This window comes from Pseudomonas sp. PME37.24/025 (genome assembly GCF_055556615.1).
In genome coordinates this window covers 125,490-139,406 of record NZ_JBVHNK010000008.1, presented here as the reverse complement: position 1 = coordinate 139,406, position 13,917 = coordinate 125,490, and the positions used below count along the sequence as shown (strand labels likewise).

Below are 13,917 nucleotides of genomic sequence, written 5' to 3'. Positions count from 1 at the left end.
TGCGTCGTAGTCAGGTAGGGTATTTTCGACCCCCGACACGAAACAAGGATCGATTCATGACGTTCAAACGCTCTCGCTCCCTTTTGGCCACCAGCCTCGGACTGACCCTCGTCCTCGGTGCCTTCACCCCCACAGCCTTCGCCGAACCCCATAAACAAGTCCTCGCCGATGCCGAACAGTACAAGGGTGAAGCCCTGAAACTGCTGGAACGCTTGGTGAATATTGACTCCGGCTCCGGTTATGAACTGGGCCTGACCCAGGTAAGTGACATCGCCATCGAGGAGTTGAAGAAACTCGGTGCCACCATCGAACTCGTGCCCAACTCCCCGGACAAAAGCAACCATGTGCTGGCCACGCTCAAAGGCACCGGCAAGGCGAAAATCCTGCTGATGGCACACATGGACACCGTGTTCAAGGAAGGCTCGGCCGCCGCGCGTCCGTTCCAGATCAAGGACGGCCGCGCTTATGGGCCGGGTGTGATGGACGACAAGGGCGGCATCGTCGCGGGCATCTATGCGCTGAAAGTCCTGAAAAACCTCGACTTCAAAGACTATGCGCAAATCACCTTTTTGCTCGACGCCAGCGAAGAAACCGGCTCGGACGTCGCCACCGACCTGATCAAGAAAACGGCCAAGGCCCACGACGTGACCCTCAACCTCGAACCAGGCCGCCCGGCGGATGGTTTGGTTGTATGGCGCAAAGGCAGCGCCACCGCCATGGTCGAGGTCAAAGGCAAGGCATCTCACGCCGGCGTCGCACCGGAACTGGGGCGTAACGCGGCCATGGAAGCCGCGCACCAGATTCTGCAACTCGGCAAACTGGGTGATGCAGAAAAGAAAACCACCATCAACTTCACCGTGCTTAACGCTGGCGACCGCACCAACGTGATTCCGGATCAGGCCACCGCCAAGGCTGACGTGCGGGCAGCGGTGCCGGAAGAGTTCGACCGGATCGAAAAGGACCTGGCACGGGTTTCCAAGGACAAACTGATTCCCGAGACTGAAGTCACCACCACCCTTAAACGCGGCTTGCCGCCGATGCCGCAAACGGCGGAGTCGGATCGCTTGATGGCCATGGCCCAGGGGATTTACGGCGAAATTGGCCGCAAGTTGACGGAAGAAGGCAGCGGCGGGGCGGCGGATGCCAGCCTCTCGGCCGGGGTGGGTACACCGACGCTGGACGGGTTCGGGATTGTCGGCGGCAATATTCATACGCCCGAGGAATACGCTGAGGTTGAGAGTGTGGCGCCGAGGATTTATCTGCTGTCGCGGATGATTATGGAATTGACCAAGAAGTAATCGGCTGGATCACCCTCCCATGCAGGTGCAGGTAAGCTAAGAAATTTGAGCGACGAAAATCCTGTGGGAGCGTGGCTTGCCCGCGAAGAATGCGCCGCGGTTTTTCAGGTGTTACGCGTCATCGTTCTTCGCGGGCAAGCCACGCTCCCACAGGTTCTGCGCCTTAACTTACCGGCATCAGGGGAAGATGCCGCACCATCATTCCTGCCGAACCCTCACTCCTTGACGCTCATGTATTCCTTGGCCCAAAGAATGTAATCCTCAGGCTGCGTATAGGTATGAGTCAGTTCAGTGGCGCTCAGATCCGACGCCTGAGTGAAGATCTGCCGCTGTTCCCGCAGGCTGTCGTAAGTGGCCTTGATCGCCGCGAAATAGGCGCCATGGCCGTCGATGGTGACGCGCACGCCCAGTTCGGCCAGGCGATTGTCGTCGCGCAGCAGCGGGTTGCCGTAGGTGACCAGCATCAGCGGCACACTCAAGTGCTCGGCGATTTGTTCTAGGTGGTCGAAGTCCCGCACGCCCACCATGCAAATCCCGTCGGCCCCGGCCTGCTGGTAATGCTGGGTGCGGCTGATGATTTCCTGGATCGACAGGATCCCCGCGTTGGTGCGGGCGATGATCGCCATTTCCGAGTCGACCCGCGCTTCCAGTGCCGCGCGAATCTTGCCAACGCCTTCGGCGACCGTGATCAGGTCGGTGGATTTGCGGCCGAATTGCGCCGGTAACAGGGTGTCTTCAATGGTCAGGGCGGCCACGCCGGCGCGTTCGAGCTCGACGATGGTGCGCATGACGTTGAGCGCATTGCCATAGCCGTGGTCGGCGTCGGCGATCACTGGCAATTGGGCCACGCGGCCGATGCGGGTCGCCTGCTCGGCGAACTCGCTCAGGGTGATCAAGGCAAAGTCGGGGGCGCCCAACACCTGCAACGACGCGACCGAACCACCGAGGATCCCCACTTCAAAACCCAGGTCAGCGGCAATGCGTGCCGACATGGGATCGAAGACCGACGCGGTGTGATAGCAGGCGTGGGAAGCGAACAGTTGGCGGAAATTACGGCGCAAATCTTGATGTGACAGCCTGGACATATGAGTTCCACCAATACAAAGGAATGGAAGGGCTTGAGCAAAAGTGTCAACGCCGAAGGAACAAAAGGCTATCACGTGGGCGGGTGAAGAATAATGACGAATTTGCCGGCCAAGGGATACGAGATCAAAAGCCTGCGGCAGCTCCTACAGGATGTTCAATGATCGATGCGGTTGCGATCTTTTCTGATCACGCCGCCACCGCCTGATGCTGTTGGTTGCGCAGCGGCACGGCGCGGACCGAGTTACCGGGTTGCAACTGCAGGCGTTTGGCGGTGAGCCGGTCGACGATCAGGCTGTTGTTGACCAGCCGCGCCTGGGCAGTGGTGATGCGGCAGTTTTCCAGGCGGCGGTTATGGATCAGCCATACCGGCGCCTGGTCGTCGGGCGTGCCGATGGTCAGCTCCAAGCGTTGGCTGTCACGCACCGTGCGGATTCTCGATACCGGGGCTTCGATCACCGGGCCTGCGTCGAAAATGTCGATGTAACCCTTATGGGCAAACCCCTCGGTGGTGAGGATCTTCAGCGCAGGCTCCGTGTTCGGGTGCGGCTTGCCGATCACCGCTTGCGCCTGTTCGGTGAGCAGGCAGGTGTAGAGCGGTTGGCGTGGCATCAGTTCGGCGATAAAGGCTTTGCTGCCCAGCCCCGATAAATGATCGGCATGGCTGAAATCCATCTTGAAAAAATGCCGGCCCAGGCTGTCCCAGAACGGTGAGCAGCCTTGTTCGTCGGCGCTACCGCGCAGTTCGGCAATGAGTTTGTCGCCGAACAGGTGGGGGAATTCGGCAACGAACAGCAGGCGCCCCAGCGACAGCAATCGACCATTACTGCCATGACGTTGATCGTGTCGCAGAAACAGCGAACAGATTTCCGATTGGCCGGTCATTTCGTTGTTCAGGAACAACGTGGGGATCTGACGCTGAATGCCCAGGTCCGGTGACGAGCTGACGGTGAGTCCGACCCGGTAGTTGTACCAGGGCTCCCGCAGGCCTACAGCCCCCACCAGGGCACTGACGCCGACGACTTGTTGATCGTCGTCTTCGAGCACGAACAGGTAATCGGCGTCCGCACGCTCGACCTGTTCGGCAAAGGTGCGCTGAGACCAGCGCACTCGGTGGGCCAGGCGTTCCTCGCTGGCCGGCAGAGTGGTGACCCCGGGGGCGGCCCGTTGCACAAGATCCAGCAAGGCGGGCAGGTCGGTGACTTGAACCGGGCGGACAATCATGATGCAGCTCCTTCTTCGCGCCTGTTCGGGCGTTGTCGTTGGGCACGGGGCCGGTGGCGGCTCACAGGGCGATCAACCGGATCGCACTGGCGTCGGTCACGTTCAGGGCCGCGCACATTTCGGCGCTCAACGTCACAGGTTGCCCGGCTCGATAGTCGAGCTCGGCGACAATGGCGCGATAACCCTTCAACGAATCGTTGCTCACCAGGTAGCTGCCGCGGGCATCGATGGCTGAGCCAGGGTGCACCGTGCCGCTCTGGCTTTGGGCGATGGAGCGAATGTTCGAGGTGCGTGCGTACAACGTCGGGCCACCATCGAACAGGTCGATGTAGCTGTTGGTCTCGAAGCCTTCGCGTTGAAGAATGTCGAAGGCCTCCTGACCGTCGGGATGAATCCGGCCGATACATGCCTGTGCCGCCGGGGGCAGCATCGGCACGTAGATCGGGTACTGCGGCATCAGTTCGGCGAGAAATGTCCGGCTTTGCAGACCGCAAAGCCGCTCGGCCTCGACGTACGGCAGGTCGAAGAAATGCTTGCCCAGCGCATCCCAGAATGGTGACTGGCCCTGTTCGTCGCTGTAGCCAACGATTTCGGTGATCACCGCTTCGGCAAAGCGCGCCGTGTGTGCGGCGATGAACAGCAGCCGCGCCCGGGACAGCAGTTCGGAAAACCGCGTGCGTTCCAGCGCCGCGTCGATATGGAAACCGCGCAGCAAAGTATGACCACTGAGGTCATGGCACAACGACAACGCCGGCACCCCATGCTCGATGTTCAGCTCCCGTGAGGCGCTGGTGAAATGGCGGTTGCGCAAACTGTAGAACGGCTCGTTGAACCCTGCGGTGGCGAGGATTTCCGAGCAGCCGACCAGACGGCGGGTCGTGAGATTTTCCAGCACGAAGAAATAATTCTCCGGGCCAGGCCCCTGGACGTCTTTCTCGAACGAAGCGCAGGAGTCGAGAATCTTCTCGCGCAGGCGTTCGGTGTCGTCCGGCAAGGACGTGACCCCCACCAGACTGTCGCGCGCCAGTTGCTGCAACTGGGGCAGGTCGGTTAACTCCACTGGGCGTAAGACCAGCATGGATGCACTCCTGTATCAAAGGGTTCGGCGATTTGCACCGAACCTGACTATCACTGTCGGTTTCCACGCGTTAAATCGGCTGTCGCCTGAATTCATGTCAGACGCTGCTCTTTTTCTTGTCAGCCATTGCTTGGGTCGGGTAGGACCGTGCTGGCACCCAGTTTGTTGAGGAAGAATAGATAGACCAGCCCCAGGGCAATCCAGATCAGGCCGAGTTTCTGTGCATCGACGCCCATGTTGTACATGATGGCCGCGACGATGATGAAGCCGATCACCGGGCAGAGCAGGTGACGAATCACCTGACCGGACTTCTGCCGACGCCAGTAATAGTTGATCACGGTCAGGTGCAGCAACATAAAGCCGCTCAGGGCGCCGAAGTTCACCAGGGAGGTGAGGGTATCCACCGAATTGATGAACAGGTAGCAGATCACCAGCGACAGCGCCGCCACCAGATAGATACTCACATACGGCGTGTTGTGTTTCGGGTGCACCTTGGCCAGCACTTTCGGCAGTTTGCCATCCCGCGCCATCCCGAACAGCAGACGTGAAACCGCCGCTTGCGAGGTGATCGCGACCGCGACGCCCCACGCCAGGGCGGTGGCCACGGCGGTCAGGGTTGCCAGCCAGCTGCCGGCGGCGATTTCGGCGATTTCATAGAACGCAGTGTCGGCGGACTTGAAGCCCAGGCCGGCGGCCAGATCCGTGGCAATCCAGGTCTGCACGACGAAGATCACGCCCATTACCAGCAATGTGATCAGTGCAGCCTTGCCGACACTACGACCCGGGTCGCCCTTGATTTCTTCGGCGAGGGTGGAAATCGCATCGAAACCGAGGAACGACAGCACAGCAATCGACACCGCTTGCATCAGCAGGGCGAAGTTGAACGTCTCGGGGTTATACAGCGGCGCCAGAGTCAGCTCGCCGTTACCGCCGCCGTTGTGCAGGGCATTCCAGGCATAGAACAGGAAGATCCCCAGCACCACCAGTTGCGCCAGTAGAAAGACGACATTCATCCGCGCGGTGAAGGTGATACCCCGCAGGTTGACGAAGGTGGCGCTGACCAGAAAGGCCAGGATGAAGCCGACTTTCGGGATGTCCGGGTACAAATGATTCAGCGCCATCGCTGCATAGACGTAGAGCAGTGGCGGAATCAGCAAATAATCGAGCAGCATCAGCCAGCCGGCGATAAACCCGACATGCGGGTTGAGGCCGCGTTGTGCGTAGGAATACACCGAGCCCGCAATCGGAAAGGCCCGGGCCATGCTGCCGTAACTGAGGGCGGTGAACAGCATCGCCACCATGCCGATGATGTAGGCCAGCGGCACCATCCCCGGGGCTTCGGCGTTGACGTAACCATAAACGCCGAACGGGGCGATGGGGATCATGAAGATCATCCCGTACACCACGAGGTCCGTCAGCGACAGGCTGCGTTTCAACTCTTGCTTGTAGCCGAATTCTTCTATTTCCATGAAGCCCTTCTCCTTGATTTGAAAGCAGCTGCACGCTGCGAGTTTGAAGCTATTGCTCTACAGCAGTGGCGCCAGATAATCGGTCCAGCGACCGATATCCTCGGGCGTACGCAACAGATCGTTGCGCACTTCGATCAACACCGACTCAAGCCCTCGTGCATCGCCGTGAACCGGCACGGTCATGTCACACAGCGGATCAACTTTGTACGGCTGATTACCGGCAACTTTCAAGGGATGCCGGCTCAGCCCGTCGATCACTTTCTGGGCGTACTCCCCGGCTTGTCCGTACAACACGCCGACTTCCAGCGCTCGTGGCTGGCCGTAATATATCGGCGTGAAACTGTGAATCCCCACCACTCGAACCGGACGACCTTGCGCCACACGGGCGTCGATCAAGGTTTGCAGGCGTGCATGAAACGGCTTGAACAGGCAGTGCCGGCGATAGTCGCGGGTGGCCTCGTCCAGATCCCGATTGCCCGGCACCTGATAAATCTCGCTCTGCAACGCAATGCTGTCCGGCGCATGGCGCGGGCGGTTGAGGTCGATCAACAGCCGTGAATAGTTGGCTGCCAACAGGGTGGCGCCCAGTGCTTCGGACAAGCCCTCGGCCAGCGCCAGGGCGCCGATGTCCCAGGCAATGTGTTCACGGGCGGCCTCATGGCTCAAGCCCAGGTCATTCAACCCGGCCGGGATAAAACGACTGGCGTGTTCACACACCAGAATCAGCGGGTGCTCGGAGGCTTCCCGGCTCAGGGCGTACGCAGGCTCGGTATAGAGCCCCCGTTCGGCAGACTCAGTACAGGCGCGCATAGTGCTCACAAAGATCGGCGGGCGAGAGCTGTTCCGTCAGCCTCAGTTCCTCGGTTTTAAGGGCGAACCAAGTGTCCAGCAAGGCGCTCGGCAGGGCTTCGATCAACGCCTCGCTGTTGCGCAGGCATTCCAGGGCCTGGGACAGAGACGCGGGCAGGGCGACGATGCCGCGGGCCTGGCGTTGCTCTTCGTTCAGGGCATCGGGCACTTCATCGGTGATCGCGTTGAGGGTCAGGCGCTGTTCGATGCCCAGGCGCCCGGCGATCAGCAACGCGGCCATGGCCAAGTGCGGCGAGGCGGTGGCGTCCATGGCGCGAAATTCCAGGTTGTATTGCGCCGCCACGGCTTTGTCGCCCAGGCTCACGGTCGGGCAGATTCGCAGCGCCGCTTCGCGGTTGCGTTGGCCGAGGCAGGCGTAGGAAGCGCTCCAGTGATGGGGTTGCAAGCGCTGATAGGAAACTGGCGTCGGCGCGGTAAAGGCACAGAGCGCCGGCAAATAGTGCAGAACGCCGGCGGCCCAATGCTGGCCGAGGGTCGACAGGCCATTGGTGGTGCCGGCGTCGTACAGCACCGGGTGGCCGGCCAGATCCTGCAGGCTCATGTGTAAATGCACGCCATTGCACACCGCCTGCTCGGAGGTCTTGGGGGCGAAGCTCAGGTCCAGGCTCATTTGCCGGGCGATCTCACGGGTGATCTCGCGCACGTTCACCGCGCGGTCGGCAGCGGCGACGCCGAGGGCCGGGCGGCAGGTGATTTCGTATTGGTGCTTGCCGTATTCCGGCAGGAACATCTCCGGCTCGACACCGCCGGCACGCAATGCACTGAGCAGCCAGCCGCCGAACTCGGCGCCTTGGCGCTGAGCCTCAAGGGAAAACGCCAAATGCTCAGCCGCGCCACTGCCGAGGTTGAATTCATGTTCGAACGCGGCGTTGATCTGTAATCCCAACTCGTCGCGATAACGCTCCACCTCGTTGCGCAACAGCGTGCGCGGGCAGGCGCCCCACGGGCGGCCGTCGGTTTCGCGAATGTCGCCGTGAATGAAGTCCAGCGCCGGGGCATTGGCGTCCGGGCCGTTGTTGACGGTCACGCGGCTACTCAAGTCGGGGATCAGCCGCAAATCTCCATAAGCGCCCCATGGATTGCTGGAGGCGATGATGTCTTGCGGGGTCAGGGCGCTGTTGGCCGGCACCCAGCCGCAGCCCGCCACTTGATAGGCATCGAGTTCGTCGGTGGGAAAGGAACGGCCGCGCGTCACGCCGATCAGGTCGGTGGTGACGATCGTGGTCATCGGCAGTGGCGACAGGCGAGCGCTCATGGCTGCATCTCCCGTAACCGTCCGAGCACGGTTTGGGTGTCGGTGATCCAGCAGTAGCCCTTGATGGCGTTCAGACAGGCGTGATGCCGTTGTTCGGTGTAGGTGGCGCAGGCATCTTCGACCAGCGTCACCAGATAGCCGCGGTCGGCGGCATCACGCACGGCCATGTCGACACATTGGTCGGTGACGATGCCGGCGATGATCAGGTGCCGGGTTTCAAGGTTGCGCAGCACGTAGTCGATGTTGGTGGAGTTGAAGACCCCGGAAGAGGTCTTGGGCAGCACGATTTCGTTTTCGATCGGCGTCAGGTCATCGATGATTTGCGCGTGCGGGCTGCCCTTGGGCAGGTGCATGTCCGAGAGTTTGTGGTCCAGCGAGCGGTCGCGACCATCGGCGGTGAGGCTTTCGATGAGCGTATGCAACACGTTTTGCCGTGCTTCGCGAAAGGCACTGAGCAACCGGCGTTGATTGGGCACCACCTGCATGTGGGCACGGGTCAGAAAATATTCGGCATCCTGTCCGTTGAGGTGCGGGTCGAACTGCGGCTCAAGCCAGGCACGCTGCATGTCCACCAGCAACAATGCGGTGTGGTCGGTGGTGAACGGCAAGTCGCGGGGCGAGTGGTGGGGGAGCGTGAACATCCTTTTAATCCTCCAGCAGGTGAGTGTCGAAGTCGGTCCGCAGGGCGTCGATGCCTTCCAGGCGATCGGCCAGATCGGGGCTGCGCAGGGACAGGCAGGCAACCAGTGCTTCAACCTGGGCCAGCGCCGGAACCATCGAGTCGAAGGCCGACGCCGATTCCACCGGTGCACTGATGATCAGGTCGGCCATTTCCCGCAGCGGTGACGCGTAGACGTCGGTGAACAGCACGACCCGCGCATGTCGACTCTTCGCGGCATTGGCGACTCGTAGGGCCTGGGACTGGTAGCGGCGATAGTCGAACATCAGTACTACGTCCTGACGCTGCACGTCGAACAGTCGGTCCGGCAGTTGCGCGTTGTCTTCCAGGGCAAAACAGCCGGGCCGCAACAGGCGCAGATGGTTGAGCAAATAGTTGGAGAGGAAACTGCTGAAGCGGCCGCCGAAGCAATGGATTTGATGGCGAGTATCGAGCAGCCATTCGACCAGAATGCGTACATCTTCGGGCTGGGTCAGTGCCTGGGTGTCGACCAGTGCGCGATGGCTGTCCGCCAGATAATGGCTCCAGGGGTCATCTTTCTTGAGATGAGCGCGGGGTTGCTACGGGGAGAGCGCAGGCGGTCGTCCATGTCGCGGAGCAAGGCCTCCTGAAACTTGGCATAACCGCTGAAACCAAGCTTCTTCACCAGCCGCACGATGGTCGGATCGCTGACACCGGCATGTTCGGCCAGACGAGACATGGGGCCCAGTCCATTACGCGGATACTGGTCCAGCAAGGCTCGTATGACTTTGCGTTCCGATGGGGTGAAGTCCAGGCCGGGATCGGTGATCAGGTCTCTGAGAGAGGGCATCCGGGCTCCTGCTGGATGGGTGTGTCGGTTTCATTTCATAAATTGCCAAAACAGTATTTATGTAACGTGTGCTACATGTCTAGTGAATTATTGTGTGGATTTTAAACGCTCAAAAATGGGGCGAAAACCCCGTGCGCCGCGGGCTACGCGGATGTCGACTGCCTTTGTAGGACATCGCCCGTAGAGGTGTCAGAGATCGCTACTTATCGGGGATGAAATGGGGTCGCCAACCTGATCGGCTGCATGAAACGAAGCGCCCTGGATCGCGCTTCTTGCGGCACAATGGGCCGATTATTCGTGGCATCGTGCCGTTCTCCATCCCATCGACAGAGTGATCTTCCGTGCAGGCGACCCGCTTGACCCTGATGTGCCACGCTCGAACCGTCGCACAAAAATTGGCGTGTTTTCCTACGAATGAGCCGTTGGAAATGGATTGGCAATCGGCGAAGGGTTCGCGTTGCCGCCAGTTCAAGGGCACCCCCCGTTTGCTCTGTGGCCCGGAACTACGGACCCGGCAAACCGCTGAGCTGTTTGGCGACGATGTGGAGATTGTTGCGGCCTTGGGGGATTGCGATTTCGGACGCTGGAAAGGCACGTCGATCGACGACCTGCAGATGTCTGAACCCGAGAAGCTCCAGGCCTGGCTCAATGACCCGACCTCGGCACCCCACGGTGGAGAATCGGTGACGCAACTCGGTGAGCGGGTGGCTGCGTGGTTGAATAGCCTTGAGGCAACGCCGGGGCATGTCGTTGCCATCACCCATCCTTTTGTCATCCGCGCCGCATTGATGCAGGTGGTGCAGGGCGCGGCATTCAACCAGATCGACGTCGAACCGTTGTCGGCCATCGAGTTGCGGTTCAACGGTCGCTGGCGGCTACGCTTGATGGGCACGGACCCTGAGGGAGCATGTTGATGAAAAAACTTCTGGTCATCGGTGTCGGCGCCGGCAACCCCGACTACATCACGATGCAGGCGGTGAAGGCGCTGAACCGCGTCGATGTGTTTTTCCTCATGGACAAGGGTCAGAGCAAAGACAAACTGATCGACCTGCGCCGCGAGATCTGTGAGCGCTATATCACCGATCGCGATTACCGCTTTGTTGAAGCCCACAGCCCGGAGCGGGAGCGCGGTGATGTGGACTACAAGGCCAGCGTCGAAGACCTGAACCGCGCCAAGCAGCAGACCTTCGAGCGGTTGATCAGTGAGGAAATGACCGACGACCAGTGCGGCGGTTTTCTGGTGTGGGGCGATCCTGCGTTGTACGACAGCACCATTCGGATTCTGCAGGCGATTCTGGCGTCAGGTCGGTGTGTGTTCGAGTTCGAGGTGATCCCCGGGATCACCAGCGTGCAGGCATTGGCGGCGCAACATAAGGTGCCGCTGAATCGCATCGGTCGCTCGATTGAAATCACCACCGGCCGGCGGTTGGCGGCGGGGCAGGTGAGTGACGCGGACAGCCTGGTGGTGATGCTGGATGCGCAAGATGCCTACCATCACGTGGCCGATCAGGAGACAGAGATTTACTGGGGGGCCTACTTGGGGACGCCGAATGAAATCCTGATCAGTGGCAAGCTCAAGGATGTCGCGGATGAGATTGAACGGGTGCGCAAGGCGGCGCGGCTGGCGCATGGGTGGATTATGGATACCTATCTGTTGCGCAAGTCTTGAGATAATGGATGGCTGGGGGACGCCATCGCGAGCAGGCTCGCTCCCACAGTGGATCTCTATTGAGCACAAAACCTGAGTTCGACGCAGACTTTGTGGGAGCGGGCTTGCCCGCGATGAGGCCCTCAAACACACTCAAAAAATCGCCTTTACCTCACGCCCAAACCGCTCCCGATACACCGACGGCGGCACGCCTACCACACTGCGAAACGCCACCCGGAAACTCTCCACTGAACGATAACCGCAGCGCTGGGCAATCTGCTCGGTGTTCTGGCGGGTGCTCTCCAGCAACTCGCGGGCCCGGGCCAGGCGCTCATGTTGCAACCATGCCTTGGGCGGCAGGCCGCTGGCTTCGGTGAACCGCCGCAGGAACGTGCGCTCACTCATGGCCGCTTCGCTGGCAAGGTCGCGAACCTCCAGCGGTTCGTGCAGACGTTCCCGTGCCCATTGCATGACCCGCGACAGATCGCTGCGCGGTGTCGGGCTGACCGGTGACGGAATGAATTGCGCCTGGCCGCCGGTGCGTTGCGGCGACATCACCAACCGCCGCGCCACCGAGTTGGCCACCTGAGTGCCAAAATCCCGCGCGACCAGGTGCAAACAGGCATCGATGCCCGCGGCGCTGCCGGCCGAAGTGATCAATTGGCCCGAATCGACATAAAGCACGTCCGGGTCCACCTGAATGTCCGGAAAACGTTCGGCCAGTTCAGCGGTATAGCGCCAATGCGTCGTGGCGCCGTGACCGTCGAGCAAACCGGTGGCCGCCAGTACGAATACCCCGGAACAGATCGATAGCAATCGCGCCCCCCGGGCATGGGCCTGGCGCAGGGCGGCGAGCAAGGGTTCAGGCACCGCCGCGCTGCGGTCGCGCCACCCAGGGATGATGATGGTCCGGGCCTCTTCAAGCAGTTCCATCCCGCCGTCGGCCAGCACCTGAATGCCGCCCATGGCACGCATCGGCCCTTGGTCGACGGCGACGATACGATGCTCATACCAAGGGAAATCGAACTCCGGCCGCGCCAGGCCGAAGATCTCCACGGCGATGCCGAATTCGAAAGTGCAGAGGCCGTCGTAGGCCAGAATCGCGACCAATCCAGGGGTGGGCTGCATTTGGCGGAAAATTCCCGGTGAGTGTCTTGTGCGCCACTGTAGCGGCAAGCGCGGGGCCGATAAAGTCTTCCCACACCCACCGAGACTTTGGAGTACAGCCCATGCCCAGCCTGGTTCGCGAAATTCCCGCCGCCCCGTCTGCCATCGCCCTGATGCATTTCAGCAACCGTCTGACTTTCGAAACCGATTGTTCCGACGTCTACGGCAGCCAACAGGCCGGCGAGGTGGATTTTGTCCTGGTCGACGTGCGCGGACCGTTGGCGTTCGAACGTGGACATGTGCCGGGCGCGATCAACATCCCGGGCCGACTGATCACGGCTGATGGCTTGGCGGCTTATTCGAAATCCACGTTGTTCGTAGTCTATTGCGCAGGACCCCACTGTAACGGCGCCAACAAGGCCGCGGTGAAATTGGCGGCGCTGGGTTACCCGGTCAAGGAGATGATTGGCGGGGTGACGGGGTGGCTGGATGAGGGGTTTGAATTGAGTGTTGCGGTTCACGCACCGCAACGGCGGTCATTGGTTGCGAATGCTGACATTCAGGCACAGGTGATCAACTGTGGCGAGGGGGCTTGCCCCCGTTTGAGTGCGTAGCACTCACAAAGTCTTTGATACATCAGAGATTTTGGGGCCGCTTCGCAGCCCAACGGGGGCAAGCCCCCTCGCCACAGAAGTCCATCAATTCTCAGATTCAGCGATTAGCTGATGAAGCGCTCCACCACTCATCCAGCGTCGCCTGCAACCAGTCGTCGACGGCTTGATAGGCGGCGCTGTCCTGTGGCCCCCGTGGCAACGGTGACTCCTCGGCAAAGTGCTCATTGAGGGTCGCCACCGATTCGGCATTCCACTCCGGATGGAACTGCAACCCCATCCGCGTCGCCCCGACGCGATACATCTGCTGCTCACACACGTCACTGCTGGCCAGCAATTGCGCCTCCGCCGGTAGATCGATCGCGTCTTCGTGCCATTCCAGCACCTTCAGCCTCTGGCCATCCGCAAAGGTCACGGTCGTCCAGCCCGTTTCGGGGCAAGCCATCCGCCGCACATTCCCACCCAGACTCAGCGCCAGCAGTTGCGCGCCCAGACAAATCGCAAACACCGACGCATCCTGATCCAGACTACCCGCCAGCCACTGACGCTCCGCTTCCAGCCACGTCGGCCCGGCATTGGATTCATAAGGCCCGCCCAACAGGATCACCGGTGCCGCGCTCACTGGCGGCAACTGGCCGAGGTCGGCGCGAAACACGTTCAGCGTAATGCCACGGGCTCGGGCCCATTCGGCAATGGCGCCAGGACCTTCGGCAGGATGATGCTGGATCAGGTTCAACGCGGGCATCAGGCTTCTCTTCCGGGAATGGGTTGGCAGGGTCAATGT

The 13,917-nt window shown here is 60.9% G+C and carries 12 protein-coding genes and 2 pseudogenes; 4 read left to right on the top strand and 10 right to left on the bottom strand.

Features of this window, described 5'->3' with window-relative positions; translation table 11 throughout:
- The first annotated feature begins 56 nt into the window (after positions 1 to 56).
- On the top strand, positions 57 to 1,298 hold the full coding sequence (locus ACZ3HH_RS16125; RefSeq protein WP_465805801.1) for a M20/M25/M40 family metallo-hydrolase: 1,242 nt from the start codon (positions 57 to 59) through the stop codon (positions 1,296 to 1,298).
- A gap of 215 nt (positions 1,299 to 1,513) precedes the next feature.
- On the opposite strand, the gene ACZ3HH_RS16120 is transcribed toward ACZ3HH_RS16125, so the two are convergent.
- The 8 genes and pseudogenes from ACZ3HH_RS16120 to ACZ3HH_RS16085 all read right to left on the bottom strand — a co-directional run bounded on the left by ACZ3HH_RS16120 (position 1,514) and on the right by ACZ3HH_RS16085 (position 9,767).
- Positions 1,514 to 2,383, bottom strand: a complete 870-nt coding sequence (locus ACZ3HH_RS16120) for an isocitrate lyase/PEP mutase family protein (protein ID WP_465805800.1) — start codon at positions 2,381 to 2,383, stop codon at positions 1,514 to 1,516.
- Positions 2,384 to 2,570: 187 nt separating this feature from the next.
- The gene (gene astA, locus ACZ3HH_RS16115) at positions 2,571 to 3,605 is read right to left on the bottom strand and encodes an arginine N-succinyltransferase (protein WP_465805799.1); all 1,035 of its coding nucleotides are present in this window, start codon (positions 3,603 to 3,605) and stop codon (positions 2,571 to 2,573) included.
- 61 nt (positions 3,606 to 3,666) lie between these two features.
- Complete coding sequence (locus ACZ3HH_RS16110; RefSeq protein WP_465805798.1) at positions 3,667 to 4,683, bottom strand: arginine N-succinyltransferase; 1,017 nt, start codon at positions 4,681 to 4,683, stop codon at positions 3,667 to 3,669.
- Between the two features lie 119 nt (positions 4,684 to 4,802).
- Entirely contained in the window at positions 4,803 to 6,152 is a 1,350-nt protein-coding gene (locus ACZ3HH_RS16105; RefSeq protein ID WP_465805797.1) for an APC family permease, read from the bottom strand.
- Between the two features lie 57 nt (positions 6,153 to 6,209).
- On the bottom strand, positions 6,210 to 6,962 hold the full coding sequence (locus ACZ3HH_RS16100) for an N-formylglutamate amidohydrolase (protein WP_465805796.1): 753 nt from the start codon (positions 6,960 to 6,962) through the stop codon (positions 6,210 to 6,212).
- Positions 6,946 to 8,277 (bottom strand): type I glutamate--ammonia ligase, encoded by a 1,332-nt coding sequence (locus ACZ3HH_RS16095; protein WP_465805795.1) that lies wholly within the window; start codon positions 8,275 to 8,277, stop codon positions 6,946 to 6,948. Before ACZ3HH_RS16095 ends, ACZ3HH_RS16100 begins: the two co-directional genes overlap by 17 nt.
- Positions 8,274 to 8,918 (bottom strand): cysteine hydrolase family protein, encoded by a 645-nt coding sequence (locus ACZ3HH_RS16090; protein ID WP_465805794.1) that lies wholly within the window; start codon positions 8,916 to 8,918, stop codon positions 8,274 to 8,276. The genes ACZ3HH_RS16095 and ACZ3HH_RS16090 overlap by 4 nt, the downstream gene beginning before the upstream one ends.
- Before the next feature lie 4 nt (positions 8,919 to 8,922).
- A pseudogene (locus ACZ3HH_RS16085) lies at positions 8,923 to 9,767 on the bottom strand (MurR/RpiR family transcriptional regulator).
- Positions 9,768 to 10,108: 341 nt separating this feature from the next.
- On the opposite strand from ACZ3HH_RS16085, the gene ACZ3HH_RS16080 reads away from it, so the two are divergent.
- Positions 10,109 to 10,681: a histidine phosphatase family protein gene (locus tag ACZ3HH_RS16080; RefSeq protein WP_465805793.1), complete on the top strand. Its 573-nt coding sequence runs from the start codon at positions 10,109 to 10,111 to the stop codon at positions 10,679 to 10,681.
- Positions 10,681 to 11,436, top strand: a complete 756-nt coding sequence (gene cobF / locus ACZ3HH_RS16075) for a precorrin-6A synthase (deacetylating) (RefSeq protein ID WP_465805792.1) — start codon at positions 10,681 to 10,683, stop codon at positions 11,434 to 11,436. The genes ACZ3HH_RS16080 and cobF overlap by 1 nt, the downstream gene beginning before the upstream one ends.
- A gap of 132 nt (positions 11,437 to 11,568) precedes the next feature.
- Here cobF and ftrA read toward each other — a convergent pair whose 3' ends face one another.
- Positions 11,569 to 12,543: a transcriptional regulator FtrA gene (ftrA, locus tag ACZ3HH_RS16070; protein ID WP_465805791.1), complete on the bottom strand. Its 975-nt coding sequence runs from the start codon at positions 12,541 to 12,543 to the stop codon at positions 11,569 to 11,571.
- Positions 12,544 to 12,644: 101 nt separating this feature from the next.
- Here ftrA and ACZ3HH_RS16065 point away from each other — a divergent pair.
- A pseudogene (locus ACZ3HH_RS16065) lies at positions 12,645 to 13,078 on the top strand (rhodanese-like domain-containing protein).
- A gap of 155 nt (positions 13,079 to 13,233) precedes the next feature.
- Here the strand turns inward: ACZ3HH_RS16065 and ACZ3HH_RS16060 are convergent.
- Complete coding sequence (locus tag ACZ3HH_RS16060; RefSeq protein ID WP_465805790.1) at positions 13,234 to 13,878, bottom strand: type 1 glutamine amidotransferase; 645 nt, start codon at positions 13,876 to 13,878, stop codon at positions 13,234 to 13,236.
- Positions 13,879 to 13,917: the final 39 nt, after the last annotated feature.

Coding starts and splice junctions, on each gene's coding strand:
- ACZ3HH_RS16060 (WP_465805790.1), bottom strand. CDS start 13,878: ATGCCCGCGTTGAACCTGATCCAGCATCATCCTGCCGAAGGTCCTGGC.
- ACZ3HH_RS16100 (WP_465805796.1), bottom strand. CDS start 6,962: ATGCGCGCCTGTACTGAGTCTGCCGAACGGGGGCTCTATACCGAGCCT.
- ACZ3HH_RS16120 (WP_465805800.1), bottom strand. CDS start 2,383: ATGTCCAGGCTGTCACATCAAGATTTGCGCCGTAATTTCCGCCAACTG.
- ACZ3HH_RS16105 (WP_465805797.1), bottom strand. CDS start 6,152: ATGGAAATAGAAGAATTCGGCTACAAGCAAGAGTTGAAACGCAGCCTG.
- ACZ3HH_RS16090 (WP_465805794.1), bottom strand. CDS start 8,918: ATGTTCACGCTCCCCCACCACTCGCCCCGCGACTTGCCGTTCACCACC.
- astA (WP_465805799.1), bottom strand. CDS start 3,605: ATGATTGTCCGCCCGGTTCAAGTCACCGACCTGCCCGCCTTGCTGGAT.
- ACZ3HH_RS16125 (WP_465805801.1), top strand. CDS start 57: ATGACGTTCAAACGCTCTCGCTCCCTTTTGGCCACCAGCCTCGGACTG.
- ACZ3HH_RS16095 (WP_465805795.1), bottom strand. CDS start 8,277: ATGAGCGCTCGCCTGTCGCCACTGCCGATGACCACGATCGTCACCACC.
- cobF (WP_465805792.1), top strand. CDS start 10,681: ATGAAAAAACTTCTGGTCATCGGTGTCGGCGCCGGCAACCCCGACTAC.
- ftrA (WP_465805791.1), bottom strand. CDS start 12,543: ATGCAGCCCACCCCTGGATTGGTCGCGATTCTGGCCTACGACGGCCTC.
- ACZ3HH_RS16110 (WP_465805798.1), bottom strand. CDS start 4,683: ATGCTGGTCTTACGCCCAGTGGAGTTAACCGACCTGCCCCAGTTGCAG.